The sequence below is a fragment of the Bacillus sp. SSR7 genome (assembly GCF_055902415.1).
The window spans coordinates 66,663-92,571 of record NZ_JBVVXV010000002.1; the positions used below are offsets into that span (position 1 = coordinate 66,663).

The 25,909-nt window shown below is 36.3% G+C and carries 25 protein-coding genes, 1 pseudogene and 1 other annotated feature; of the genes and pseudogenes, 22 read left to right on the forward strand and 4 right to left on the reverse strand.

Translation table 11 applies throughout. From position 1 onward, the window contains the following. Nucleotides 1–90 precede the first annotated feature (90 nt). From spoIVFA to pheA, 14 genes are all read left to right on the forward strand, one after another. Nucleotides 91–837 (forward strand): stage IV sporulation protein SpoIVFA, encoded by a 747-nt coding sequence (spoIVFA, locus tag AC0NJG_RS04330; protein ID WP_143881563.1) that lies wholly within the window; start codon nucleotides 91–93, stop codon nucleotides 835–837. Continuing rightward, nucleotides 830–1,690: a stage IV sporulation intramembrane metalloprotease SpoIVFB gene (spoIVFB, locus tag AC0NJG_RS04335; RefSeq protein ID WP_000599049.1), complete on the forward strand. Its 861-nt coding sequence runs from the start codon at nucleotides 830–832 to the stop codon at nucleotides 1,688–1,690. The genes spoIVFA and spoIVFB overlap by 8 nt, the downstream gene beginning before the upstream one ends. 67 nt (nucleotides 1,691–1,757) lie before the next feature. Continuing rightward, nucleotides 1,758–3,146, forward strand: a complete 1,389-nt coding sequence (locus AC0NJG_RS04340) for an Rne/Rng family ribonuclease (RefSeq protein ID WP_087954199.1) — start codon at nucleotides 1,758–1,760, stop codon at nucleotides 3,144–3,146. Between the two features lie 77 nt (nucleotides 3,147–3,223). Further along, nucleotides 3,224–3,302 (forward strand) — a sequence feature (ribosomal protein L21 leader region). Between the two features lie 14 nt (nucleotides 3,303–3,316). After that, entirely contained in the window at nucleotides 3,317–3,625 is a 309-nt protein-coding gene (rplU, locus tag AC0NJG_RS04345) for a 50S ribosomal protein L21 (RefSeq protein ID WP_000270907.1), read from the forward strand. Nucleotides 3,626–3,636: 11 nt separating this feature from the next. Then, nucleotides 3,637–3,981, forward strand: coding sequence for a ribosomal-processing cysteine protease Prp (locus AC0NJG_RS04350; RefSeq protein ID WP_087954200.1), 345 nt, complete (start codon nucleotides 3,637–3,639; stop codon nucleotides 3,979–3,981). 3 nt (nucleotides 3,982–3,984) lie between these two features. Next, nucleotides 3,985–4,275: a 50S ribosomal protein L27 gene (rpmA, locus tag AC0NJG_RS04355; protein WP_000944958.1), complete on the forward strand. Its 291-nt coding sequence runs from the start codon at nucleotides 3,985–3,987 to the stop codon at nucleotides 4,273–4,275. Nucleotides 4,276–4,338: 63 nt separating this feature from the next. Further along, the gene (locus tag AC0NJG_RS04360) at nucleotides 4,339–4,887 is read left to right on the forward strand and encodes a sporulation initiation phosphotransferase B (RefSeq protein ID WP_087954201.1); all 549 of its coding nucleotides are present in this window, start codon (nucleotides 4,339–4,341) and stop codon (nucleotides 4,885–4,887) included. Next, nucleotides 4,887–6,173: a GTPase ObgE gene (gene obgE / locus AC0NJG_RS04365; RefSeq protein WP_087954202.1), complete on the forward strand. Its 1,287-nt coding sequence runs from the start codon at nucleotides 4,887–4,889 to the stop codon at nucleotides 6,171–6,173. The genes AC0NJG_RS04360 and obgE overlap by 1 nt, the downstream gene beginning before the upstream one ends. 138 nt (nucleotides 6,174–6,311) lie before the next feature. Beyond that, the gene (locus AC0NJG_RS04370; protein ID WP_087954203.1) at nucleotides 6,312–7,019 is read left to right on the forward strand and encodes a response regulator transcription factor; all 708 of its coding nucleotides are present in this window, start codon (nucleotides 6,312–6,314) and stop codon (nucleotides 7,017–7,019) included. Beyond that, nucleotides 7,009–8,091 carry a HAMP domain-containing histidine kinase gene (locus AC0NJG_RS04375; protein ID WP_087954204.1) on the forward strand — a complete coding sequence of 361 codons (1,083 nt, stop codon included), beginning with the start codon at nucleotides 7,009–7,011 and terminating at the stop codon, nucleotides 8,089–8,091. Before AC0NJG_RS04370 ends, AC0NJG_RS04375 begins: the two co-directional genes overlap by 11 nt. A gap of 93 nt (nucleotides 8,092–8,184) precedes the next feature. Next, entirely contained in the window at nucleotides 8,185–8,961 is a 777-nt protein-coding gene (locus tag AC0NJG_RS04380) for an ABC transporter ATP-binding protein (protein WP_000114533.1), read from the forward strand. Next, nucleotides 8,936–10,858 carry an ABC transporter permease gene (locus AC0NJG_RS04385; RefSeq protein WP_087954205.1) on the forward strand — a complete coding sequence of 641 codons (1,923 nt, stop codon included), beginning with the start codon at nucleotides 8,936–8,938 and terminating at the stop codon, nucleotides 10,856–10,858. Before AC0NJG_RS04380 ends, AC0NJG_RS04385 begins: the two co-directional genes overlap by 26 nt. Nucleotides 10,859–10,907: 49 nt before the next feature. Further along, entirely contained in the window at nucleotides 10,908–12,821 is a 1,914-nt protein-coding gene (locus AC0NJG_RS04390; RefSeq protein ID WP_088326764.1) for an ABC transporter permease, read from the forward strand. A gap of 96 nt (nucleotides 12,822–12,917) precedes the next feature. Beyond that, entirely contained in the window at nucleotides 12,918–13,769 is an 852-nt protein-coding gene (pheA, locus tag AC0NJG_RS04395) for a prephenate dehydratase (protein WP_000621725.1), read from the forward strand. 63 nt (nucleotides 13,770–13,832) lie between these two features. Here the strand turns inward: pheA and AC0NJG_RS04400 are convergent, their stop codons facing one another. From AC0NJG_RS04400 to AC0NJG_RS04410, 3 genes are all read right to left on the reverse strand, one after another. Beyond that, on the reverse strand, nucleotides 13,833–14,480 hold the full coding sequence (locus tag AC0NJG_RS04400; protein ID WP_173601243.1) for an MOSC domain-containing protein: 648 nt from the start codon (nucleotides 14,478–14,480) through the stop codon (nucleotides 13,833–13,835). A 79-nt stretch (nucleotides 14,481–14,559) separates the two neighbouring features. Beyond that, nucleotides 14,560–15,102 (reverse strand): transcription repressor NadR, encoded by a 543-nt coding sequence (locus AC0NJG_RS04405; RefSeq protein ID WP_000812272.1) that lies wholly within the window; start codon nucleotides 15,100–15,102, stop codon nucleotides 14,560–14,562. Then, nucleotides 15,102–16,244 carry an IscS subfamily cysteine desulfurase gene (locus AC0NJG_RS04410; RefSeq protein WP_087954208.1) on the reverse strand — a complete coding sequence of 381 codons (1,143 nt, stop codon included), beginning with the start codon at nucleotides 16,242–16,244 and terminating at the stop codon, nucleotides 15,102–15,104. The genes AC0NJG_RS04405 and AC0NJG_RS04410 overlap by 1 nt, the downstream gene beginning before the upstream one ends. Before the next feature lie 152 nt (nucleotides 16,245–16,396). On the opposite strand from AC0NJG_RS04410, the gene nadB reads away from it, so the two are divergent. From nadB to AC0NJG_RS04435, 5 genes and pseudogenes are all read left to right on the forward strand, one after another. Next, nucleotides 16,397–17,926, forward strand: coding sequence for an L-aspartate oxidase (nadB, locus tag AC0NJG_RS04415; protein ID WP_087954209.1), 1,530 nt, complete (start codon nucleotides 16,397–16,399; stop codon nucleotides 17,924–17,926). Nucleotides 17,927–17,945: 19 nt separating this feature from the next. Beyond that, nucleotides 17,946–18,779 (forward strand): carboxylating nicotinate-nucleotide diphosphorylase, encoded by an 834-nt coding sequence (nadC, locus tag AC0NJG_RS04420; protein WP_087954210.1) that lies wholly within the window; start codon nucleotides 17,946–17,948, stop codon nucleotides 18,777–18,779. A 30-nt stretch (nucleotides 18,780–18,809) separates the two neighbouring features. Beyond that, nucleotides 18,810–19,916 carry a quinolinate synthase NadA gene (nadA, locus tag AC0NJG_RS04425; RefSeq protein ID WP_087954211.1) on the forward strand — a complete coding sequence of 369 codons (1,107 nt, stop codon included), beginning with the start codon at nucleotides 18,810–18,812 and terminating at the stop codon, nucleotides 19,914–19,916. A 225-nt stretch (nucleotides 19,917–20,141) separates the two neighbouring features. Continuing rightward, nucleotides 20,142–20,298: pseudogene (gene safA / locus AC0NJG_RS04430) on the forward strand (SafA/ExsA family spore coat assembly protein); the annotation flags it as partial. Between the two features lie 2,014 nt (nucleotides 20,299–22,312). Continuing rightward, nucleotides 22,313–22,954, forward strand: a complete 642-nt coding sequence (locus AC0NJG_RS04435) for a YhcN/YlaJ family sporulation lipoprotein (protein ID WP_474062889.1) — start codon at nucleotides 22,313–22,315, stop codon at nucleotides 22,952–22,954. A 32-nt stretch (nucleotides 22,955–22,986) separates the two neighbouring features. Here AC0NJG_RS04435 and AC0NJG_RS04440 read toward each other — a convergent pair whose 3' ends face one another. Then, nucleotides 22,987–23,421, reverse strand: coding sequence for a branched-chain amino acid ABC transporter substrate-binding protein (locus AC0NJG_RS04440; protein ID WP_474062890.1), 435 nt, complete (start codon nucleotides 23,419–23,421; stop codon nucleotides 22,987–22,989). A 438-nt stretch (nucleotides 23,422–23,859) separates the two neighbouring features. Here AC0NJG_RS04440 and AC0NJG_RS04445 point away from each other — a divergent pair, with 438 nt between their 5' ends. The 3 genes from AC0NJG_RS04445 to AC0NJG_RS04455 all read left to right on the forward strand — a co-directional run bounded on the left by AC0NJG_RS04445 (nucleotide 23,860) and on the right by AC0NJG_RS04455 (nucleotide 25,828). Continuing rightward, nucleotides 23,860–24,180, forward strand: a complete 321-nt coding sequence (locus tag AC0NJG_RS04445) for an ArsR/SmtB family transcription factor (RefSeq protein ID WP_000426920.1) — start codon at nucleotides 23,860–23,862, stop codon at nucleotides 24,178–24,180. A 67-nt stretch (nucleotides 24,181–24,247) separates the two neighbouring features. Beyond that, nucleotides 24,248–25,177: a DMT family transporter gene (locus AC0NJG_RS04450; RefSeq protein ID WP_087954215.1), complete on the forward strand. Its 930-nt coding sequence runs from the start codon at nucleotides 24,248–24,250 to the stop codon at nucleotides 25,175–25,177. 120 nt (nucleotides 25,178–25,297) lie between these two features. Next, on the forward strand, nucleotides 25,298–25,828 hold the full coding sequence (locus AC0NJG_RS04455) for a BofC C-terminal domain-containing protein (RefSeq protein ID WP_474062891.1): 531 nt from the start codon (nucleotides 25,298–25,300) through the stop codon (nucleotides 25,826–25,828). Nucleotides 25,829–25,909: the final 81 nt, after the last annotated feature.

Genomic DNA, 25,909 nt, shown 5'->3' on the forward strand with positions numbered 1-25,909 from the left:
CGAATATCTTCCATACCTAGCTCATACATATGTACAAACTGTATACAACTGTTTCTATGTACATTAGCTTAACGAAAGAAAGGAGACAGTATGAAGAATAGACGTGTAGAAGAAATTAAAAAACGGATTGCGAAGAGGAAGGCAGAGCAAGAAAGGATGGAGGAAGAGCAGTATTTTGCTGGAGGGAATTTTGATAGTGAAACAGTATTTATTGAAGATGGAGAAAAGGAAATTCATCCTTTATTTCGAAAAGAAGTGTTTTTCTTCAAAGTATTGTTATCAGCAATATTAGTTCTTTCTGTCGCTATTTTATATAAGAATGCACCAGTTTCTTTCGACGGTGCTAAAGCTGTTACAGAAAAAGTGATGAAAGAAGAATTTCAGTTTGCTACTGTAGCGAAATGGTACGAAAAACAGTTTGGAAAACCGCTCGTGTTCTATTCGCCTAATGAGAAAAAAGAAGAAACGATTCAGCAAAAAGATTATGCCATTCCTGCTTCCGGAAAGGTGATGCAAGGGTTTCAAAAAAATGGCCAAGGTGTATTTGTACAAACAGCTACAAATGCAACTGTTGAGTCAGTGAATGAAGGGCTAGTTATTTTTGCAGGCAAGAAAGAGGAACTTGGTAATACAGTTCAAATTCAGCATGCAGATGGTACGGAGTCATGGTATGCAAACTTAAATGATATGTCAGTGAAATTATATGATTACGTTTCAAAGAAACAAAAAATTGGAACAGTGAATAATGATGCGAATAATAAAAATGGTAAGTTTTATTTCGCAATAAAAAAGGACGAAAAATTTATTGATCCGATTCAGGTGATTTCATTTGATTAAATATAGAGATGTTTTAACAAAGATTTCAGTGCATCCGTTGTTTTGGGTTATTATTGTCATTGGTATTTTCACGGCACGTTTTAAAGAGTTACTACTGTTATTTTGTATCGTTCTCATCCATGAACTTGGGCATGCTTTTGCAGCGGCACACTATAATTGGCGTATTAAGAAGATTCAACTTTTGCCGTTTGGTGGTGTGGCTGAGCTTGAGGAACATGGGAATAAATCATTGAAAGAGGAACTAGTTGTCGTAATTGCAGGACCAATTCAACATATTTGGATGATGGCGGTAGGCTATATGTTGTTTGAAGCTGGTTGGCTTCATGCGGAATTATATTATTTCTTTATGTGGAATAATATAATTATTTTAGCATTTAATTTACTACCTATTTGGCCTCTTGATGGTGGAAAAGTATTGTTTAACGTACTATCATATCGTTTTCCTTATTTACAAGCACATGAAAAGATGATGAAATTATCATGTGTTTTTTTTAGTGTCATACTAGGATGGCAGTTACTTTGGAATAGTAACAATATTATGATGTGGGTACTACTCATATTTTTAGCGGTGTCGTTATATCAAGAATGGAAGCAAAGACGGTATGCCTTTATGCGTTTTTTATTAGAACGTTATTATGGGAACAAAAGAGGAATTGAAAAGATTGCACCAATTGAGGTGCAATCAGAAGATCATTTATATAAGATATTCACAAAATTTCGTAGAGGCTATAAGCATTCTATTATCGTTCGCGGAAAATATAAAGAACATTACACATTGGATGAAAATGAATTGCTTTATGCGTATTTTACTGAAAAACGAACAACTTCATCTGTTGAAGAATTAATCGGTTAGTGTTGACGTTAGCACTAACCTTTTATTATTGTAAAAGCAAAGAAGATTATAAAGTGAGGAAAGTATTTTGAAAACGTTATATATGAACTACGCTGGATCGGAAAAACGCGTTGCAATTGAAGAGAAGAAGAAAATTGTTGAGTTTTTATGGAAACGAAATGAAGAACAAGAGATTGTTGGGCATATTTATGTTGGACGTATCGTAAGAACGATTGCTGGAATGAATGCAGCTTTTGTAAATATAGGTTTAGAAAAACATGCGTATCTTTCGTACGATGATGTACCATCTTCTTATCATATACATGAAGGACAAGCGGTACTTGTACAAGTTGTAAAAGAGGCAATTGATACGAAAGGGCCAAAATTGACAGCAAATATAGAATTTACCGGAAAATATGTCGTTTATATGCCATATGATGAAATGCGTGCGGTTTCTCGGAAAATAAAAAACAATAAAAGAAGGCAACAATTACTCCAAATTGAAGTAGAAGGGACAGGAGGTTATATTTTCCGCTCAGCTTCTGAAAAAGGAGAAATTGAAGAAATACAAGCTGAAATGCAAAGATTACAGCAGTTATATGAAGAGTTAAAAAGAAAAGAGGGCCAAGGAAAGGCACCGTTACTAGTCCATCGACCGGCAACCTTTTTAGATCGTGTATTTCAAGAGAATCCAATTGAAACGATTGAAAAAGTAGTTGTAGATACAAGAAGTATAGTAAAAGAATTAGAAGAAAAAGTCGGTAAAGAAAAAGTATCTTTTTATAATGAAAAATCTTCAATGTTTAACCATTTTGGCATAGAGCGTGAGATTGAGAAAGCACTTCAAAAAATTGTTTGGCTCCCAAATGGTGCTTATTTAATTGTGGAACAAATGGAGACGATGACTGTAATTGATGTGAATACGGGTAAGTTTACTGGAAAACAAAATTTACAAGATACAGTCCTTCGTACAAATGAAGTGGCAGCTGAAGAGATCGCACGTCAATTAAGATTGCGTGATATCGGTGGTATGATATTAATTGATTTTATTAATATGAAAAGAAGAGAAGATAAAGAAAAGATAAGAGAATGTCTCATGGCTGCTATGCAAAATGATCGCACATATACAAGAGTACTCGGATTTACAGAGTTAGGGATTTTAGAGATGACACGTAAACGTAAGAAACATTCTTTACGCGACGTATTACTTGAAGAGTGTGCACCGTGCAAAGCGACAGGGTATGTGATGTCATATGAAACGATTGCGTATGAGCTAGAGAGAGAACTAATCACATATGGTAATATAGAAGATGAGGCAGTATTAATCTCTGCACCTAAAGGACTGCAAAAACAATTTTTACAAAAAGAATTACAAAAAAATATTCCATTTGAAATTTATTTCAAAGATGATATGATCGAAAAGTATGCAATTATCCGTTTTGGAAGTAAAAAAGAAATTGTAGAGCGGAAAAAATAGTTAGTAGAACTTTCATTGACAACCGTCTATGATTCATGATAACATCTTTATGTTATAGTTTATAGCACCTAAACGGCTATATGCTACAACCGCACAAGACAGGTTCCCTAAAGGCATTTTATGTCTACCTCGTTTTTGGCGAGTCTTAGTAATTAAGAGGAGGTGCAAGTATGTACGCAATTATCGAAACAGGTGGAAAACAAATTAAAGTTGAAGCTGGTCAAGCAATCTACATTGAAAAATTAGATGTTGAAGCTGGTGAAACTGTTACTTTTGACAAAGTTCTTTTCGTTGGTGGCGAAAACGTTAAAGTTGGTAGCCCAGTTGTAGAAGGTGCAACAGTTACTGCGAAAGTAGAAAAACAAGGTCGCGCTAAGAAAATCATCGTTTTCAAATACAAAGCGAAAAAGAACAATCGTAAGAAACAAGGTCATCGTCAACCTTACACTAAGCTAGTTGTTGAAGCTATCAACGCTTAATTCTGGTTAACATGATTAAAATTACGATAAGTCGCACGAAATTAGGACGTATCCAATCATTTAAAATGACTGGACATGCCGATTATGCGCCACATGGACAAGATCTTGTCTGTGCTGGAACTACAGCGGTTGTGTTTGGTTCTATAAATGCAGTGGAAGAACTTTGTAATGTGCAGGCAACTATTGAACTCGGAAGTGATGGCGGATTCTTAACGTATGAATTGCCTAATGATTTAGACGTTCATGCAGCAGAAAAAGCACAAATACTTTTAGAAGGATTGGTTGTTTCGCTTAAGACGATCGAACTTGATTACGGAAAGTATATCCGTTTAATAGAAAAAGTGCAGGAGGTGTAACGTATGTTAAGATTAGATCTTCAGTTTTTCGCATCTAAGAAAGGTGTAGGTAGTACAAAGAACGGTCGTGACTCTCAGTCAAAACGTCTTGGTGCTAAACGCGCAGATGGTCAAACGGTTACAGGTGGTTCAATTCTTTACCGTCAACGCGGTACAAAAATTTATCCAGGTGTTAACGTTGGTCGTGGTGGCGATGACACTTTATACGCGAAAGTTGACGGCGTAGTACGCTTTGAGCGTCTTGGCCGTGACCGCAAACAAGTGAGCGTATATCCTGTTGCTCAAGAAGCATAAGAACTCACGGAAAACTCTAACCTGAGTGCAGGTTAGAGTTTTTCTATATTAAGGGGTATCTAAATGAATAAAAAATGGACAATTATAGATGCATTGCGCCATTCAAGACATGATTGGCTCAATCGTATGCAGATGGTGAAAGGAAACCTTTCCCTTGGAAAAGTGGAAGAAATTCATAGTCTCATCGATCGTTTTGTCCAAGAAGCGAGACAAGAATCCAATCTGATAGGGCTATCTATGCCTTTATTTTCAGAGTGGATTTTAACATATAATTGGAAACAGCAGCCGTGCTTATTGGAGTACGAAGTATTAGGGAATTTACATAACTTATCTCACTTAGATGAGACTGTATGTACATGGACGAATCAATTTTTCTCAATGCTTCAGCATAGTTTAGACGTATATGTTGAAAATTATGTTTGTATCACAATTGAATGTGACGCGGAGAATGCTCGTTTCTTTTTTGATTTTCGTGGTAAGCTAACGAGTGTAGAAGAACTACAGAATTGGCTTGCGAACCAAAACAATAAATGGTATTCCATTTCTTATACAGTAAGAGACGAAGAAGTCTCAGTTATATTACAACCAATTGAAAAAAGTGTGGTGAAATAATGTTTGTAGATCAGGTCAAGATATATGTAAAAGGCGGCGACGGTGGTAACGGAATGGTTGCGTATCGTCGTGAGAAGTATGTACCAAAAGGTGGCCCAGCAGGTGGCGACGGTGGTAAAGGTGCAGATGTTGTTTTTGTTGTTGAGGAAGGCTTACGTACATTAATGGACTTCCGCTACCAACGTCATTTCAAAGCTGATCGTGGTCAGCACGGAATGAGTAAAGGGCAGCACGGACGTAAATCTGAAGATTTACTTGTAAAGGTTCCACCAGGAACAGTAGTAAAAGATGAAAAAACTGGTCAAATTCTTGCCGATTTAGTAACGCATGGGCAAACGGCTGTAATTGCAAAAGGTGGCCGCGGTGGTCGTGGTAACTCACGTTTTGCAACAGCTACGAATCCAGCGCCAGAAATCGCTGAGAACGGGGAGCCAGGTCAAGAGCGTGATGTCATTCTAGAACTGAAAGTACTAGCAGACGTTGGACTTGTTGGATTCCCAAGTGTAGGTAAATCTACATTATTATCTGTCGTATCATCAGCACGTCCGAAAATTGCAGAGTATCACTTCACAACAATCGTTCCAAACCTTGGTGTTGTTGAGACTGGTGATAACCGCAGCTTCGTTATGGCTGACCTTCCTGGACTAATTGAAGGCGCACATGCTGGCGTCGGACTTGGACACCAATTCTTACGTCATATTGAGCGTACACGTGTAATCGTGCATGTTATTGATATGTCTGGTTTAGAAGGCCGTGATCCATATGAAGATTACGTAACGATTAATAATGAATTAAAAGAATACAATCTTCGCTTAACGGAGCGTCCACAAGTTGTTGTTGCAAACAAAATGGATATGCCAGATGCAGAAGAAAACTTACAAGCATTTAAAGAGAAAGTGGGAGACGAAGTAAAAATCTTCCCAATCTCAGCTGTAACGAAACAAGGTGTTCGTGACTTACTGTTTGAAGTAGCGAACTTAATAGAAACAACACCAGAATTCCCAATACATGAAGTTGCGGATGAGTCTGATACAAGTGTAATGTACAAATTTGATACTGAAGGTGTTAAATTTGAAATTACACGTGAAAGTGATGGCACGTTTGTTATCTCTGGTTATGATATTGAGAAAACATTCAAGATGACAGACTTCTCACGTGATGAATCTGTACGTCGTTTCGCTCGCCAAATGCGCGGAATGGGTATTGATGAAGCCCTTCGTGCACGTGGTGCAAAAGACGGAGATATTGTAAAAATCCTTGAATATGAATTTGAGTTTATCGACTAAGACTGCCGAAATATGGCAGTCTTTTTTTATATTGTAAAAGTCTGATTCATACAGGAAAAAATCCCCACTAATTAAATTTTCAATTTATAATAGAAAAGGAGTGGTTTTATAAGAATTTTTTATGGGGAGAAAACGAACATGTATAAAATATTAATTGTAGAAGACGATGAAAAAATCGCAGGAATATTAGAAGAGCATTTAGAAAGGTATGGCTATCAATCATTTCGAGCGAGTGATTTACGACATATAAAAGATGAGTTTGTAAAAGTAAATCCACATCTCGTGTTACTTGATATTAATTTACCGTATTTTGATGGATTCTATTGGTGTCGTCAAATCCGCACTATATCGAATGCACCAATTATTTTTGTTTCTGCAAGAACGGGGGAAATGGATCAAGTAATGGCAATTGAAAATGGCGGAGATGATTACATTACGAAGCCATTCCATTTAGACATTGTAATGGCTAAAGTGAAAAGTGCACTTCGTCGTGGATATGGTGAGTATGCTTCTGCGGCAGAAAGCGATTGTTTAGGTGTAAATGGACTGTTGTTATTCCCATCTCAGCACGTTGTTGAGTGGCAAGGGCAACAAACAGAACTGACAAAAAATGAATTTTACTTATTAGAATGTTTAATGAAACAAGCAAATCAATACGTAACACGCGAAGAATTGTTAGAAGCCCTCTGGGATGAGGTAGCTTTTGTTGATGATAATACATTAACTGTGAATGTGAAACGTGTAAGGAAGAAACTAGAGGAGTTAGGCATTAAAAATGCAATTGTAACGAAACGTGGATATGGTTATGCGCTTCTTACAGAGTGGGGCGAAGGGCATGAAGGTTAAAAATTACCTTATGGATCGTTTTTCTTTAATTCTTTCTTACATTGTTAGCCTTTGTTTATTTGGGCTCGTTTTGCAGTTGCAAAGTCTTTTAGAAAAGCGATCTATTGATTGGAATACGTGGTTATACGGACTGTTATTAGGGACAGTTGTGTTTACTGTATACCTTATTTACGATTACCGAAAACGGAGTGTATTTTTCAAGAGGATCGAAAAATATGTTACTAGCGGAAATACATTACATGATTCCTTACTTATTGATACTTCTTATACGGCAGAGCAAGAGATGGTCGTTGAATCGTTTACGCTATTAAGACAGCAATATATGAATGAAGTTCATAAACAACATGCAAAAGAACAACAGCAAATGATATTTATGAACCAATGGATTCATCAAATGAAAACACCAGTATCTGTTATTGAGTTGCTATTACAGAAGTTTGGTAAAGAGCATCGTGAAGCAAGAGCAACAGTTGAAAGTATCCGTGAAGAAAATAATCGCATACTAAATGGTTTAGATTTAGCGTTACATATGGCAAGGTTAGAACAGTTTGCGAAAGATTATAAAGTAGAAGTAGTAAATGTGATAGATATCATTAGAGGTATTATTAATGAAAATAGAAAGTCCTTCATTCAATCGTCTGTATTTCCGAAAGTGATGTTTGAGGAAGATACTTGTATGGTTGCCTCTGATAGAAAATGGCTCAGTATTGCTATAGGGCAAATTGTTGTAAATGCAATTAAGTATACAAAAATTTCGGAAGCAGAAAAAAAGGAAATTCAATTTCAAATTGAAGAGAAAGATCAAAAGGTGTTATTACATATTAAGGACAATGGAATCGGTATTCCAGAGCAAGATGTAAAGCGTATATTTGATCCATTCTTTACAGGGGTAAATGGCCGTAAAACGAGAGAAGCGACTGGAATGGGTTTATATATTACGAAGGAAATTTGTGATAATTTACATCACGGTATGTATGTGCAATCGGCTGAAGGGGAAGGGACAACATTCACGTTCCAATTTGCAAAAGATGAAGAATATCATACATTAATGAGAAAAATGACAAAACTGTAAGGTAACAAAACGTTTTGTAAGGGAAATCACTCGTTTCTTTTTCTTATTTTTCTTATAGTAAATGTAAGAAGAAAACACATAGGGGGATTAGAAATGAGTGTTCTTGAAGTAAAAGGATTAACGAAGGTATACCAATCAAAAGGTTCAGTAGCAACGACTGCTTTAAATGATATAAATTTTAAAATAGAAGAAGGCGAATTTGTAGGGATTATGGGTCCTTCAGGGAGCGGGAAAACAACGCTTTTAAATTTATTAGCAACAATTGATAAGCAAACTTCAGGTCATGTGCTTGTAAATGGGGAAGAAATTAATCAAATGCGTGCTGCAAAATTAGCGGAGTTTCGCCGTACACATTTAGGATTCATTTTCCAAGATTTTAACTTACTTGATACGTTATCGATTAAAGAAAATATCATTTTACCACTTGTAATGGCGAAGAAATCTGTAAATGAAATCGATGCAAAAGTGCTTGAGATTGCAAAGTTTTTAAATATCGAGGGCATTTTAAATAAAAAGGTATATGAAGTATCAGGTGGCCAACAACAACGTGCAGCAGCTGCGAGAGCGATCATTCATGAACCGACGTTAATTTTAGCAGATGAGCCAACTGGAAACTTAGATTCTAAGTCGGCAAAATCATTAATGAGCGCGTTGCAAGACTTACATGAACAAAAGAAAGTAACAATTGCAATGGTAACGCATGATCCAGTAGCGGCGAGTTATTGCGAACGTATTCTTTTCATACGTGATGGAGAGATTTTCTCAGAAATACATAAGGGAAGAACGAAACAAGCCTTTTTCCAAGAAATTCTGGACGTACTTGCGATGCTAGGAGGAGAATATCATGAACTTTCGCCAGCTCGCGCTTAATAATGTAAAAGGAAATTGGCGTAATTATAAAGCGTTTCTTATAAGTAGTTGTTTATCGATAGTCGTATTTTTCATGTATGCTTCCTTCATTTATCATCCAGATGTTGTAGGCGGTAATATTAGTATGAGGGAGATGATTTCAAAAGGGTTAGAATCGATGAATTATATTGTAGTCATCTTCTCAGCACTCTTTATTTTATATGCAAATTCAACATTTTTACGAGCAAGGAAAAAAGAGTTTGGTCTATTAACATTAATAGGCGGAACAAAATCTCAGCTTGGCCGAATGATTATATTAGAACAGCTTATGTTAGGTAGTATTGCAATTGTAGTAGGTATTGGACTTGGTATGCTTTGTTCCAAATTATTCTTCCAAGCATTAAGCGTAATATTGAAAATAGATAAAACACTTCCACTCGTATGGAATAGTAAAGCGGTTTTGATTACAGCAGGTGTATACTTTATTTTATTTTTAATCTTATCATTGTTTAGCGTTTGGACAGTAGGACGCTTGCAAATTATTGATTTATTAAGAGAAGCAAGAAAGCAAAAAGTAGAGCCTTTTGCATTTACATGGTTATGCATAGTTGGTATAGGATGTATTATTGTTGCATATGTACTTAGCTTCCAAGTAACATTTATGAATTTTATCATTCTGTTTTTACCGATTGTAGGGCTGACGATAGGCGGAACTTATTTGCTGTTTACACAAGGTAGTACAGTCGTATTAAAGGCGTTACAAAAACGAAAAAAATCTTTTTATACATATCCAAATATGTTCGTACTTAGCAATCTTATTTATAAAATGAAAGATAATGCTCGTTTTCTATTTGTAATTTCTATCATTACGGCGGTTGTATCTTCAGCAGTCGGTACACTGTATGTATTCTTTGAAGATATGAGCTATAAGGCAGTAACTAGTACCCCGCATGCTATTTCGTATGAGGAAAAGGGAATACATACGCATAATGTCATCAAAGAAGGAAAAGCAAAAGAATTAATAAAAAAACACGGATTTGAAGAAGCGCGAGAAGTAACGTACGTAAAACTTCCTGGAACTCAAAAAATCACGATGTTTAACAGTGAACATGAGATGCCAATGGCGATTGTTTCAGAAAAAGAATATAACGCTGAAGTACGTAAACAAAAAAGAGAGCAAGTTAGAGAAGTTCATAATGCACCTGGTAGTGCAACGATGGTCATAACGGATATGGCGAACGATATGATGAAGGTAGATCTTGCGAAACCGTATGAATTTAAAATGAACGGACAAACGCAGTCTGTTCAATTAAATCAGCCAACTTCATTTTCTGTTTTTAATGATAGTGAATATCTCATTGTAAATGATCAAGATTTTGAGGAATACGCAAAGCTCGTACCAGATGAAGAAAAGACAAAATATTACGGTTATTATATAGAAGACTGGAAAAGTACAGAAGATCTTGTGTTAGATTTGAAAAAGGAAATTGCACCAGATAAGCAAGAGGAATTGCATAACTCAGTGTTCGCTTATAAAAATATAAGGGAATCAGGGGCAATTACAATGTTTATTGGTTTCTTCGTAGCTGTACTATTCTTCTTCTTTGCTTGTAGTATGACATACTTTAAATGGTTTAACGATAAAGAACAAGATCGTATTCAATTTAAATCGTTAAAGAGAATCGGTATGACAGATAAAGAAATTCGTAAAATTGCAATTCGACAAATGGGTGTTATCTTCTTTATCCCAATTGTAATCGGCGCTATTCATAGTGGATTTGCTCTTCATACGCTAGGGAAAATGCTTTATCTCGATTTATGGAAATCAGGTGCGATTGTAATTGGAGCATACATTGTAGCTTCTGCGATTTATTTTATAATCGCGCAAAGAGGATATTTGAAACACGTGCAAAGCTAGAGAAACCTCTAGCTTTTTGCCTATGTAGTAAGTTATAGGGGGACGATAGATGAACATTCGGCAACTAGCGCTGCAAAATATAAAAGGAAATTGGCGTAATTATAAAGTGTTTTTCTTAAGTAGTTGCTTTGCAATATTTGCGTCTTTTGCATACATGTCTGTCATTGTGCATCCGTATATGCAGGAGACACTGTGGTATCAAAACGTACGCTGGGGACTTGTTATATGTAATGTTATTATCATTTCTTTTTTCGTCATATTTATTTTGTACTCCACTTCTATTTTCATAGAGGCACGTAAAAAAGAATTAGGATTATATATGTTAATGGGAGCAACGAAATCTAACGTAATTGGTGTAATTATGACCGAGCAAATGTTGATCGGGGTATTTGCTAATATTTTCGGTATTGGGATTGGCATGATCTTTTTGAAACTCTTTTTTATGGTGTTTAGCATGCTAATGCGTCTTCCGAAAGAACTCCCTGTCATATTTGACGTGAAAGCGATTGTGGTAACGTTTATTACATATATGGTTGTTTTTATTCTGTTATCTTTTATAAGTGCTTTACGTATATGGAACATAAAAATCATTCGGTTATTAAAAGAATTTCGAACGGATAAAAAAGAGAAGAAAACATCAATATGGCTTTGTATATTCGGCTTTATTTGTTTAGGGACAGGATATGCGTTAGCGCTACAAGTGACAATGGAAACGATAGGATTATATTTTTTCCCTGTGTCTATACTTGTTTTTTTCGGAACGTACTTTTCTTTTACACACGGTGCAATCCAATTGTTGGAAATGATTAAACGAAATAAAAAGATTATGTATACATATCCGTATTTATTTATAGTGAATCAATTGTCACATCGAATGAAGGAAAATGGTCGCTTTTTCTTTATGCTTTCTATGGCAACGACATTTGTAGTTACAGCAACAGGTACGGTGTTCTTATATTTTTCTAGCATGCAAGATATGTGGCGAGATGGAGGTGCACACTCATTTTCATACATAGAAAAAGGTGTTTCTACCCATGAAGTCTTTGAGGAAGGTACGGTTGAACAATTACTGCATCAATATGGATATGATGATTTTCAATTTATGAGTTTTGTTGGAGTGTATGCATCTTTTCAGTCCAACAAGGGAGAAGCAGAAGTAGCGCCGCTCATTAAAGAAAGTGAATACAATCAGGAGGCAAGAAAACAAAAACAGAAAACGTATCATCCTAAAAAAGGAACTGTTACACTTGTTTTTTATAATAAATACAATCGTTCGAATATATATAATCAAAAAGAGATTCAATTACAAGTAATGAATCAAACGTATCCATTCGTATTTAACGGTCAGAAAGAAGGGGTGCAATTTAACTATCATCTTGCGCACATTAACGGTCTGTTTTTCGTCATGAATGATGAAGATTTTGACAGAATAGCAAATAAGGTTCCGGATTCTGAAAAAATGATGTATAGAGGATACACATTACCAAATATCGAAAATACGAAAAAATTAAATGAAGCTTTACGGAAACATATAAAACAAGATGATAATAACGCATTTCGAAGTAATATGGAGTTATATGTGAATATGAAAGAGTTCGGCGATATTACTCTATTTGTAGGCTCATTCATTAGTATATTATTCTTTCTTACTTCATGTAGTATCGTATATTTTAAATGGTTTCATAATATTTCATCAGATAGAAAGCAGTACGAAGCGCTATCTAAGCTTGGAATGACGAAAGAAGAAGTGTGGAAGATTTCTCGCTGGCAATTGTGTATGCTATTTTTTGCGCCTATTATAGTCGGGAGTATGCATAGTGCGGTTGCGTTATATACATTTCATAATACAATCTTTATGGATGGTTCATTACGAAAAGTAGGCTTGTTTATTCTATTTTATATTGTTGCATGCATCGTTTATTTCTTTTTTGCTCAAAGAGAATATAGGAAACATTTAGACTAGCAAATGCTAGTCTTTTTTTAATATTCGAAATTTACATAGAAGAATATAAAAAAGTATGGTATAACAGTAAGAAAACGAAAAAGAGGGGAAAAGACGATGATTCGAGTAGGATATTTAGGACCAGAAGCAACATTTACAAATATGGCGGTGAGTCGTTTTTTTCCGGAAGCAGAGCATGTACCGTATCGAACGATTCCAGACTGTATGGATGCAGCTGCAAATGGAAATGTAGATTATGCAGTGGTACCACTAGAAAACGCTATAGAAGGTTCAGTGAATATAACAGTTGATTATCTCGTGCATGAGCAGCCGCTTTCTATTGTAGGAGAAATTACAGTACCCATTCAGCAACATTTACTTGTACATCCGCAGTATGCAGAAGTGTGGGAAGAAGTATATGCAGTGCATTCTCACCCACACGCTATTGCCCAATGTCATAAGTTTTTAAATGAAGAATTAAAAGGGATAACTGCTCGAGATATGACATCAACAAGTGCTGCTGCGCAATATGTGAAAGAACATCCTGAAGAAAAAATCGCTGCCATTGCAAATGAAGCAGCTGCAGAAAAATACGGATTAACGATTGTAAGACGAAGTATTCATACACATAAAAATAATCATACACGTTTCCTAGTGCTTCATAAGAAAAAGAAAGCAATACTCTCAAATAATGGAGAAAACCGCGGAGAGAAAACGACGCTTATGATAACGTTACCTGCTGATTATGCAGGGGCACTATATCAAGTGTTATCAGCTTTCGCATGGAGAAAATTAAACTTATCTAAAATCGAATCGCGCCCGATGAAAACAGGACTTGGAAATTACTTTTTCTTAATCGATGTTGATAAAGCATACGATGACGTATTATTGCCAGGCGTAACGATGGAACTTGAAGCACTTGGTTTTTCTGTTACGGTGCTGGGGAGTTATTCTTCTTATTGGCTATAAGGGGGAGTTAGGTTATACCGTGTGATAGATTAATAAAATCCCACCTATAGATGGTGGGATTCTTTATTTTAACTTCGCAAGACGCTCTTCTAATTGACCACGCCAAACGTCAGCTAGTTCTGGAACAGCAAGAATCTTTTCGATGCCATCTCTATCTTTTCTATTATGAAAATAAATTTCGTTAGAGAACAAGACAGAAACATTACCCGGTTGACGTTCTAGTAATTTGATTTTTGAATCTTTACGTACAGTACCTTCCTGAAGAACGCGGCATAGGTAGCCAGTAAATCCAGTTGCTACAATGCGCGGCAGTATGCCAGGAATGCCGAGGCGTTTTGAAATCGTACTACAAGGTACTCTTGCTTGTGTGACCTGAATGATTGCTTCACCTAGTTGATATGTATCCCCGATGCATACATCACGCTCTAACATATTTGTCACGGTAATGTTTTCCCCAAATGTGGAAGCTGGAAGCGTTGTTTGGAATTCCTCTTCCCATAGTGCGTAATGCTCGTGTGGGTACACACAAACTGCACGATCAGGTCCACCATGGTGTTTTAAATCTGCTACATCATCACCAAGGAAGCCATCTTTTGATAGGAAAGCTTCTTCGGTAAGTTCTTTACATATACCGGTAATCATTGCTTTATCTTCGCTATATTTCATTTGTTTCGGTTTGCCAATGCTAAAGTGAACGAGTTCAATTCCCATATGTTAGCCCCTTTACGATTGATTATAATATTATAGCATTAAAAAAGCACAGAGAATTATAAAAACTCTGTGCTTTACATTAATAAACGAGAAAACCAGCTTTATCTAGTGCCTCGCAAGCAGCATCTAATTTTTCTTTTGAATCTGCCTCAATAGTATGTAAGTGAATACCGTCTGTTAATTGCGATAGATAGGAAGCATTTGTGTTTTCGATTTTTTGTAAATATTGCTCTACATCAAAGCGATTACTTACCATAATAGATGCTGTTAAGTCACCGTATACAGGATGCTCAACTTTTACATCTTTAATTGTAACGCCGTGGTCAACAAGCATTGTAAGTTCTTGACGTACTTCTGCTGGTTTATGTTGGCATACAATTACGCGTTCGAAAGCTTGTTGTTTCTCTTGTGGTTTTAAATATAAATAGCCTTGAGCAGTCGCAATGATCGGTTCGTTTCGTGCTTTAAGCAAGGAAATATCTTGCACGATAACTTGTCTACTTACATTCGTTTTTTTCGATAGCTCATTCCCAGATAACGGTTCATTTGCAGCGAGAAGCCACTGAAGGATAAGCTGTCGTCTTTCTTCACCTAAAATCTTTTTTTGTTCATTTTGTTTCATTATGATTTAACACCTCTATAAAATTGATTTCCAATTGTGTGTAGTGCATGAATAGTAGTATCAATTTGATCTTTCGTTGTTTGTTGTCCGAAAGAGAAGCGGACATATTGTTTTGCCTCTTCATACGTTTTTCCAATTGCAAGCATTGTTTTCGAAGGTTCTTGTTTACCGACTTGGCAAGCACTTCCGGTAGAAATGGCAATACCGCGGCGATTACATTCTAGCATTGTATATTGACCTTCTATTCCTTTTATTGTAACCCCAATAATATGTGGTAAACAAGAAGTAGAATGACCTTCTACTTCAATTTCTAGAGGAAGTGCTTGTAATCGCTCTAAAAAGTAGGATCGTAACTCTTTAAAACGTAAACTTTCTTCTTGTTGATTTTTTAATATATTCTCAGCTGCTGTTAAAAAAGATGCGATGCCAGGAACGTTTACTGTACCAGGACGAAATCCTTTTTCATGAGAAGTTCCCGGAAATATTTGTGTCCAGCGCACTTGCGGATTTATATAGCAAGCGCCGACCCCTTTTGGTCCGTATATTTTATGTGCTGAAACAGAAAGACTATCAATCCCCATCTCAAAAACATGGATAGGAAGTTTACCAAATGTTTGTACACAATCTGAATGAAATAAAACGTTATATTTTTTTAAAAGTGCCCCGATCTCTGCGATATTTTGAACGGTTCCGATTTCAGAGTTTCCGTGCTGTATACTTGCTAGAATGGTATCTTCTGTAATAGCTGCTTCTAAATCTATTAAACGAATGAGTCCATTTTTATCAACAGGAATTTCAGTAATTGTATACCCTTTTGATTGTAAGGATTGAAAATAACTTCGAATGGATGCATGTTCCATAGGTGTCGTAATAATATGCTTCTTATTTTGGGCATTGAGAAGGGACTGAATCGCAAGGTAGTTCGATTCTGACCCACCGCTCGTGAAGAATACCCCCTGTTCCTTTCCGCCAATTATTTCAGCAAATGTTTTTCTACAAACTTGTAATAAAGAAGAGGCCGTTCCTCCAATATCGTGTAAACTTTGTTCATTTCCGAAGTATTGCGATGCTGCTTTCATATATGTTTGTAATGCTTCCGCGCTCATAGGTGTAGTAGCTGCATAATCAAGATATATCATCATGTAAGTTCCTCTCTCTAGTAAGAGTTACATTTCTTTTATTTTTTAAATGGTAGTGAAAATAAGAATTATAAAAAAACTCTTGTCATTATTTTAAAACTATGTAAATATAGGTGTCAAGACAGTTGAAAAGTGTAAAGTAGGAGGCAACAATTATGCCAAGTGCAGATGTCTTAATTATTGGAAGTGGCGTTGCGGCACTTCGTGTTGCAAAAGAGATTTGTCACGAAAAGAATGTGATTATTATCACAAAGGAAACGAATCGTAATAATAATACATATTTAGCGCAAGGTGGAATTGCCGCAGCGGTAGCTACATATGACAATCCGAATGATCATTTTGAAGATACGTTAGTAGCAGGATGTCATTATAACAATGAAGATGCGGTTCGTTATTTAGTTGAAGAAGGACCAAAAGAAATGAATCATCTCATTGAAAATGGAATGAAATTTGATGGAGATGAAACGGGTCCCCATCTTGGAAAAGAAGGTGCACATCGAAAGCGTCGTATTTTACATGCAGGTGGCGATGCAACAGGAAAGAATTTATTAGAGCATTTCATTCAAGAAGTAGCTCCGTACGTTACGGTAGTGGAACAGGAAATGGTGCTTGATTTTATTATAGAAAACGAAAAATGTGTTGGAGTTTTAACGCGAGATAGTGAAGGGGAACTGAAGCGTTATGATGCAGATTATACTGTGCTAGCCTCAGGCGGGGTTGGTGGTTTATACGCCTTTACTTCTAATGACAAAACAATTACGGGTGATGGACTTGCGATGGTGTACCGTGCGGGTGGAGAGCTAGTAGATTTAGAATTTGTACAATTTCATCCAACGATGTTATATGCGGGTGGGCGATGCTGTGGCCTTGTTTCTGAAGCTGTCCGTGGTGAAGGAGCTGTCCTTATAAACGGAAAAGGACAGCGTTTTATGATGGGTATACACCCAGATCATGATCTCGCACCGCGTGATGTAGTGGCAAGAGCGATTCATGAACAGCTTTTAGCGGGTGAAAAAGTGTATTTGAATATCGAGTCCATCCAAAATTTCGAAGAACGTTTTCCGACTGTATCATCATTATGTAAAAAGAATGGTGTTCATATAAATGAAAAGTGCATTCCGGTCGTACCCGGTGCTCATTTTCATATGGGTGGCGTGAAAACAAACTGTGATGGAGAGACGTCCATTCCACATTTATATGCGGTTGGTGAAGTAGCTTGTAACGGTGTTCATGGAGCCAATAGATTAGCGAGTAATTCATTATTAGAAGGTCTTGTATTTGGAAAAAGAATAGGACAGCATCTTTTAACGAAAGCGACAAAAGATAGATTGAACAACTTTGCTGAGAAGGAAAAGAAGTTTATCGTTCTGAATCATTTGCCGGCGAAAGAAGAAATACAAGAATGTATGATGAAATACGTTGGGATTGTGCGAACAGAACAAAGTTTATCTTATGCAAAGAGATGGCTTAGTAAGTACGGTGTTCGAAATATGATATTGCAACATGATGCTCTTACAAATGAAGAGATAACGATTATGAATATGTTAACAGTTTGTGAGCTTATCGTCGTATCAGCTTTGCAAAGAGAAGAAAGCATTGGTGGCCATTATCGAAGTGATTATCCACATAGAAATAGCGTAAAAAAAGAGATTATTCGAGTGAAAAGAAAACTACAACTTGTGTAATGAGAGGAAGAGGGGCTTTATGAATACGATAAAGGTTAAAGAAGCATTAAATCGATTTTTTCTAGAAGATATAGGAGAAAGAGATGTAACATCTCAGCTTATTTTTCCAGATAATTTACTTTCAAAAGGAACGTTTCTTGCGAAGGATACAGGGGTCTTTGCGGGACGTTTAGTCATTGAAGAAGGTTTTAAATTAATTGATGAGAGAATTGAAGTGGAGCTTCATAAAAAAGATGGAGATTTTGTAGAAAACGGCGAAATAATTGCAACTGTCCAAGGACCAATCGCATCGTTATTAACGGCTGAGCGCGTTATATTAAACGTTATCCAGCGTATGAGCGGGATAGCGACAATGACACATAAAGCTGTTCGTGCTTTAGATAGCAGCCATACACGCATTTGTGATACGCGAAAAACGATGCCAGGGCTACGTATGTTTGATAAGTATGCAGTTGTATGCGGAGGCGGATTTAATCACCGTTTCGGCTTATATGACGGTGTCATGATCAAAGACAATCATATTGCTTTTGCTGGTTCTATTACGAAAGCTGTTACATCGGTGAAAGAGAAATTAGGACATATGGTAAAAGTAGAAGTGGAAACAGAAACGGAGGAGCAAGTGAGAGAAGCTGTAGCTGCTGGTGCGGATATTATTATGTTTGATAACCGTACGCCAGATGAGATTCGGGAGTTTTCAAAGATTGTACCAAGTGCCATCGTTACGGAAGCATCAGGAGGCATTACCATTGAAGATTTATCGAAATACGGAAAAACAGGGGTAGATTATATTTCACTTGGAGCGTTAACACATTCAGTGAAAGCACTTGATATTAGTTTCAATATTGAGGCGTAAGGAAAGTGGCTTAGAGGGGGAGAAAGGAATATGAGTATTTTAGAAAAAGTACAACCGATTGAAACGATGTTACCAGAGCGTTATTACACGATGTCAACAGCAGAGATGGAAAAGCGGGTTCGTGAAATTAAAGAAAAAATGGGGGAAACACTATTTATTCCAGGCCATCATTACCAAAAAGATGAAGTGGTACAATTTTCTGATGCAGCAGGAGATTCACTTCAGCTTGCGCAAGTTGCAGCGAGCAATAAAGAGGCGAAATATATTGTATTTTGCGGTGTACACTTTATGGCAGAAACAGCAGATATGTTAACGACAGATGATCAAATCGTTATTTTGCCAGATATGCGTGCAGGGTGTTCGATGGCAGATATGGCAGATATCGAACAAACAGAAAGAGCGTGGAAAGAGCTCACAAAATTATTTGGAGATACGATGATTCCGTTAACGTATGTAAACTCTACGGCTGCAATTAAAGCGTTTTGCGGTCGTAATGGCGGAGCAACAGTAACTTCTTCTAATGCTAAACAAATGGTATCTTGGGCGTTTACACAAAAAGAGCGTCTCGTCTTTTTACCAGATCAACATTTAGGAAGAAATACAGCGTACGACTTAGGTATCCCGTTAGATAAAATGGCAGTATGGGATCCGCATACTGATTCATTAGAGTACGATGGAGATATAGAAGAAATTCAGGTGATTTTATGGAAAGGACATTGTTCAGTTCATCAAAACTTTACAGTGAAAAATATAGAGAATGTCCGAAAAAATCATCCGGATATGAATATTATTGTACATCCGGAATGTTGCTATGAAGTTGTAGCTGCTTCGGATTATGCAGGTTCAACGAAATACATTATTGATAGGATTGAATCGGCTCCACCCGGAAGTAAATGGGCAATTGGTACAGAAATGAATTTAGTGAACCGAATTATTCAACAACATCCAGATAAAGAAATTGTTTCACTTAATCCATTTATGTGTCCGTGTTTAACGATGAACCGAATTGATTTGCCGCACTTATTATGGGCACTTGAAACGATAGAAAAAGGGGAAGAAATTAACGTTATTAGCGTAGATAAACAAGTGACTGAAGAGGCAGTTCTTGCATTAAATCGTATGTTAGAGCGTGTGTAAAGCAGCGGATTCCCGTTGCTTTTTTTCGTACATATAATCATAACGAGAACGAAATGGGCATACATTGTTTTGAAGAAATCATTGTGATTTTTTTATGCTTATGCCACTTCAAATGATATTGAAAATCGAAGAAGTGATGAAAGTGAAAAGAAGTTAACGTTATGTAGGAAGAGTTACTTCATGAGATTTGTTACTTATAGATAAGTTATACAGGAGGGGGAAAATTTGAAAATTCATATCGTGCAAAAAGGGGATACCCTTTGGAAAATTGCGAAAAAGTACGGAGTGGATTTTGATACGCTGAAAAAAACAAATACACAACTTAGCAATCCAGATTTAATTATGCCAGGTATGAAAATTAAAGTACCATCAAACAGTGTACACGTAAAACAGCATGCTGGAGCAGGTTCAGCACCTCCAAAACAATACGTAAAAGAAGTGCAACAAAAAGAATTTGCAGCAACGCCAACGCCGCTTGGAATAGAAGACGAGGAAGAAGTTACGTATCAATCAGCACCAATTACGCAGCAGCCTGCTATGCAACAAACACAAAAAGAAGTGCAAGTAAAACCGCAGAAGGAAATGCAAGTGAAGCCACAAAAAGAAGTACAGGTAAAACCACAGAAGGAAATACAAGTGAAGCCGCAAAAAGAGGTGCAAAAAGAACAGCCAATTCAAAAAGAAAAACCAGTTGAAAAACCAGTTGAAAAACCAGTTGAAAAACCGTCTGTTATTCAAAAGCCACCTGTTATAGAAAAACAAAAACCAGCGGAAAAAGAAAATACAAAGTTTTCGGTAAATGTGCTACCACAGCCACCGCAACCACCAATAAAAGCGAAAAAAGAATATAAAATTTCAGATGTAATTAAAAAAGGAAGCGAATTAATTGCCCCTCAAATTACTAAGATGAAACCTAATAACATCATTTCTCCGCAAAAGAAAAAGGATAATATCGTGTCACCGCAAGTAAAGAAAGAAAATATAGGGAATATCGTATCACCGCAAGTAAAGAAAGAAAATATAGGGAATATCGTATCACCGCAAGTAAAGAAAGAAAATGTAGGGAATATCGTATCACCGCAAGTGAAGAAAGAAAATGTAGGAAATATAGTATCACCACAAGTAAAGAAAGAAAATGTAGGAAATATAGTATCACCGCAAGTAAAGAAAGAAAATATAGGAAACATAGTGTCACCGCAAGTGAAGAAAGAAAATGTAGGAAATATAGTATCGCCGCAAGTGAAGAAAGAAAATGTAGGAAATATAGTGTCACCAAATGTATCGAAAGAAAATGTAGTTATTCCGCAAGTAATACCGCCAAATATTCAAGTGCCAAACATCATGCCAATGTTGGATAATAATCAGCCACCAAACATCATGCCAATCATGGATAATAATCAACCACCAAACATCATGCCAATCATGGATAACAATCAACCACCAAACATCATGCCAATTATGGATAACAATCAACCGCCAAACATCATGCCAATTATGGATAACAATCAACCGCCAAACATCATGCCAATTATGGATAACAATCAACCGCCAAACATCATGCCAATTATGGATAACAATCAACCGCCAAACATCATGCCAATTATGGATAACAATCAACCACCCAATATAATGCCAATCATGGATAATAACCCAATACCAAACATAATGCCGATCATGGATAACAACCAAATGCCAAATATGATGCCGATCATGGATAACAACCAAATGCCAAATATGATGCCGATCATGGATAACAACCAAATGCCGAACATGATGCCGATCATGGATAATAACCAAATGCCGAATATGATGCCAATCATGGATAACAATCAACCACCGAATGTGATGCCATATCAAATGCCGTATCAACAGCCTATGATGCCGCCGAATCCGTATTATCAACAACAAAATCCATATCAAATGCCGTATCAGCAAGGAGCACCGTTTGGACCGCAATATACGTCTATGCCAAATCCAAATATGATGCCGATAGATAATAATATGCCGCCGCTCGTGCAAGGAGAGGAGGATTGTGGATGCGGAGGAGAGAGTAGGCTATATAGTCCGCAACCTGGAGGTCCACAATACGCGAATCCTTTATATTATCAACCAACTCAATCAGCATATGCACCGCAGCCAGGAACGATGTATTATCAACCAGATCCGCCGAATGTATTTGGGGAGCCAGTTTCAGAAGAAGAGGATGAAGAAGTTTAAAAAAGGTGGGGTTATTCCCACCTTTTTTGTATGTAGAGTTGTTCTCAAAACAGAAGAACCACAACGAATGTTAGAAAATTCCCAGTGAAATATTAACAGTGTAAAAACCTTCTCTGTTACTCATCATAAGAGGGAGCTTTTCAGAAGAGAAGTTCATTCTAACAGAGGGGGTTTTTGTATTGAATACGAAAGTAAAAGTGATTGCTGCTTCTTTGTTAGTTACTAGTGCATTAGCTGCATGTGGTACACCAAAAAACAATGCAATGGATGGACGTAACTACAATTACGAGCGTACATCTTATAATGATACACATCAGTATCATGATAATGTGACGCGTAACGATCGTTATACAGACTATGTAACATATAGAAATGGTCGTAACGATACAGGATACAACTATTACCGTGATGTAAATTACAACGGTCAAATTGCTAATCCGCATCCAACACGTAATATTACAATGAACAATTCATACATTAACAATGATGGTAAAACTGCAGAAAGAATTACAAATCGTGTGAAACGTATGAATAACGTAGACCGCGTGTCTACAGTTGTATATGGCAACGATGTAGCGATTGCGGTAAAACCACGTAACACAGTAACAAATGAAACGGTGATGGCGAACGAAATTCGTCAAGCGGTTGCAAATGAAGTTGGAAACAGAAACGTATATGTTTCTGTAAGAAATGACATGTTTACTCGTGTCGATGCAATGAGTACACGCTTACGTAACGGTACAGTGACAAACGATTTTAATCGTGACATAGGAAATATGTTCCGAGACATTCGTTACGGTTTAACTGGTACAGTGCGATAGCAAAATAAAAGAGGAAGGGTAGCCCTTCCTCTTTATTCATCTTTGTCCTGTAAACGACGCTTTTTTATAAAATAACTAACGGAGTAAGATACTAAAAAGCATATGAAGAGAATACTGCCTGTTAAAATAGCTTCAAAGAGAGGTCTTTCTGGACTGAAAATAATATAAATAATAGTCATAATAACCCCAACGATAAGGGAGCGTAAGACAAGTTTATAGTAAGGAGTTAATTTTATGTTCTTTTCGCTTTCTTCTACATCGATTGAAACGCTTAATTGTAAATAACTAAGTACGATAGTTGTAAGAATAAATAATAGCCATAATGGAGATTTCGTAATTTGATCTAGTCCTTCAGTGAATCCGATATAGCCTAAAATTCCAATTATACCAAGTGATTGAAAAAGAAAGGCAATACGTATATTTTTTAATGTTTGCAGAATGAGACGTTCATCTATTATTTTTTTCACAATATCCATCTCCTGTTTATGATGATTTCGCTGTTATATAAATTGTAACATATATATTGCATTTATCAATTTATAATTTACATATAATTTGTTTGGATGAAAGAGGAAATAAAATATTTTTATAAACATGTTGCACTTATAATTTATTAATGTTATATTAGCAAAGCGATGAGCTAATTTACGTAAGACGAGAGATATGCTTAAGTGCTAAACACGCGAATGTGGTCGCCTGGTCTCTCGCCGTAAACGCATCAAGACGCCTGCTTTGCAGGCGTCTTTCATTTTATATGAATGTAATGGGAAGAGTGGAGGAGTCCAATCTTCCTTTTTTATCGAAAAAAGAGTCTGAAAATAAAGTTATTTACAATTGTGCATGAAAGAGTTACTATTTAATGGTAATATATTACATGTTATATATAAGGTTGGGATGAATAGGATATGGAGAATTTTGAATGTAGAAATACAGAAGTTGTATTAGAGAAATTTCAGGTTGTAACACCTATATTTCAGGCATTAGGAGATGAGAATCGTCAACAAATTATTATGTTGTTATTAGAAAACAAACAGATGAATGTAACACAAATAACAGATAAAATGGGGATTTCTAGACCAGCTGTTTCGCATCATTTGAAAATTTTAAGGCAAGCAGAATTAATTGTAGCGGATCGACATGGAAAAGAAATTTTTTATTCTATAATAGCCGGGGAATTTTTAAAACAGGTGAAGGATTTACTTCAAGCAATAGAATCGAATTATTAATTTTTTTTAACTAACAAGTAAACGAGTTTAAACTTTTAAACTTATTTAGTTGAAAGGGGTAATAAGAATGAAAGAAATAAATCGTATGTATGTCATTATGTTACTTGTTCCTTTATTTTGGGGTGGGTCTTTTGCAACAGCAGAGCATGTTATTACTGAAATTCCACCGATTACAGCGGCAACAATTCGTTTTGGTTTAGCGGGTTGTATTTTAATGGGCATAGTTTTTATGAAATCTGAGTGGAATACAAGTTTGTTATTAAAGAATTGGAAAGGGCTGTTATTTGTATCATTAACAGGTATTTTTGGCTACAATGTTTTTTTCTTTATGGGACTTAACTATACTTCTACTTTGAATGGCTCGCTTATTATTGCTACAATGCCCGTTTTTGTAACATTAGGAGCAATATTATTTTTTAAAGAGTCTTGGAGTATAAAAGTCGGAATAAGTTTAATGTTGTCTCTTATCGGTGTAATAGTTGTTATTACGAGTGGTTCAATGAATACACTTATGTCTTTGTCATTTAATAAGGGCGATCTTTTATTTATAGCTGCTTTAATCTGCGGGGTGTTATATAGCTTAACAGGAAAAAAAGTTATGAGTGGTGTCTCCCCTTTGTTAACTACAATGAGTATGACGGTATTGGGTACTGTGTTTTTAGCAGGCCTTTCTCTATATGAAGATGGATGGGGAAAGGTTGGGACGTTTTCTTTACAGGGATGGATAGAAATGTTGTATATGGTCATATGCGGGACGTTAATTGGATATATCGTGTTTAATAAAGGAGTAGAAGAGCTAGGTGCAAGCAAAGCGAGTATGTATTTAAATCTAACTCCTATTGTAGCTACTTGCATATCAGTTGTCCTATATGGAGCAGCTGTTGCGTGGCAACAAATAGTTGGAATGGCAATCGTATTAATTGGAGTCTATATAGCGACGGTACAATCAAATAAAGATATAAAAAAGCTTTCAAGTAATCAATATGTTTCGAAATAGGCAGAAATCATTGGACTCTATAAGTCTTAATGAGAGTAATCTATGAATTAGGGATAAAACCCCCATTTTCGGAAAAGCTACTAATGAAAGTTTGATCTTGCCTAAAAGAGGTGAACGGAAATGAAATGGATACTGATTGCGATGCAAGCTTTCGTTATGATGTTTTGTTTCGTTTATGAAACGAATGTAAAGGCGGAAGGGCCAGTACCAGAAGTAACAGAGAAAGAACCTGAAGTTACAATTTTATTAGAGCGTATGTATGTTGATGGCGGAGTAAGTGAGGAAATCTTTACAGAAAAAGTGGCGGATTTAGAAAAGTTTTTACAGCAGTATAAAGAGTGGCAGCTCGTTGATCGTGATGATGTACAAATCGTACTACAAAAGAAAGTTGACGATATTTCTCCGTTATTAAAGACGAGTGGTTATTTTGGTGTTTCGGAGGAAGGGATATTACAAATTTTTAAAGGTGTACCGAAAAGTGATAATGCGATTCATTCCTTCTTCCAAATTGATATGAAAAAGCTTGAGAGTTATGAGCGCGCGAAATTGAAGCGTGGTATTCGGATTAAATCAAAAGAAGGTTTTGTGAAGACAATTGAAAAAATGAAACAATACGCAGTGCAGAATAGGAAAGAAAGCAGCTCATGGTGAGCTGCTTTCTTTCTTATTTATTTTTATCTAAAATTTGTTTTACAATTTCATCAATTAGCATATCTTTTCCGATTGGATTGA

Bases quoted from the DNA above. Each gene is read 5' to 3' on its own strand.
- nadC (WP_087954210.1), top strand. From the start codon at position 17,946: ATGAATACGATAAAGGTTAAAGAAGCATTAAATCGATTTTTTCTAGAA.
- rpmA (WP_000944958.1), top strand. From the start codon at position 3,985: ATGTTAAGATTAGATCTTCAGTTTTTCGCATCTAAGAAAGGTGTAGGT.
- AC0NJG_RS04410 (WP_087954208.1), bottom strand. From the start codon at position 16,244: ATGATGATATATCTTGATTATGCAGCTACTACACCTATGAGCGCGGAA.
- AC0NJG_RS04405 (WP_000812272.1), bottom strand. From the start codon at position 15,102: ATGAAACAAAATGAACAAAAAAAGATTTTAGGTGAAGAAAGACGACAG.
- spoIVFA (WP_143881563.1), top strand. From the start codon at position 91: ATGAAGAATAGACGTGTAGAAGAAATTAAAAAACGGATTGCGAAGAGG.
- AC0NJG_RS04450 (WP_087954215.1), top strand. From the start codon at position 24,248: ATGAAAGAAATAAATCGTATGTATGTCATTATGTTACTTGTTCCTTTA.
- AC0NJG_RS04370 (WP_087954203.1), top strand. From the start codon at position 6,312: ATGTATAAAATATTAATTGTAGAAGACGATGAAAAAATCGCAGGAATA.
- pheA (WP_000621725.1), top strand. From the start codon at position 12,918: ATGATTCGAGTAGGATATTTAGGACCAGAAGCAACATTTACAAATATG.
- AC0NJG_RS04445 (WP_000426920.1), top strand. From the start codon at position 23,860: ATGGAGAATTTTGAATGTAGAAATACAGAAGTTGTATTAGAGAAATTT.
- AC0NJG_RS04385 (WP_087954205.1), top strand. From the start codon at position 8,936: ATGAACTTTCGCCAGCTCGCGCTTAATAATGTAAAAGGAAATTGGCGT.
- nadB (WP_087954209.1), top strand. From the start codon at position 16,397: ATGCCAAGTGCAGATGTCTTAATTATTGGAAGTGGCGTTGCGGCACTT.
- AC0NJG_RS04360 (WP_087954201.1), top strand. From the start codon at position 4,339: ATGAATAAAAAATGGACAATTATAGATGCATTGCGCCATTCAAGACAT.
- rplU (WP_000270907.1), top strand. From the start codon at position 3,317: ATGTACGCAATTATCGAAACAGGTGGAAAACAAATTAAAGTTGAAGCT.
- AC0NJG_RS04455 (WP_474062891.1), top strand. From the start codon at position 25,298: ATGAAATGGATACTGATTGCGATGCAAGCTTTCGTTATGATGTTTTGT.
- nadA (WP_087954211.1), top strand. From the start codon at position 18,810: ATGAGTATTTTAGAAAAAGTACAACCGATTGAAACGATGTTACCAGAG.
- obgE (WP_087954202.1), top strand. From the start codon at position 4,887: ATGTTTGTAGATCAGGTCAAGATATATGTAAAAGGCGGCGACGGTGGT.
- AC0NJG_RS04375 (WP_087954204.1), top strand. From the start codon at position 7,009: ATGAAGGTTAAAAATTACCTTATGGATCGTTTTTCTTTAATTCTTTCT.
- AC0NJG_RS04350 (WP_087954200.1), top strand. From the start codon at position 3,637: ATGATTAAAATTACGATAAGTCGCACGAAATTAGGACGTATCCAATCA.
- AC0NJG_RS04390 (WP_088326764.1), top strand. From the start codon at position 10,908: ATGAACATTCGGCAACTAGCGCTGCAAAATATAAAAGGAAATTGGCGT.
- AC0NJG_RS04380 (WP_000114533.1), top strand. From the start codon at position 8,185: ATGAGTGTTCTTGAAGTAAAAGGATTAACGAAGGTATACCAATCAAAA.
- AC0NJG_RS04400 (WP_173601243.1), bottom strand. From the start codon at position 14,480: ATGGGAATTGAACTCGTTCACTTTAGCATTGGCAAACCGAAACAAATG.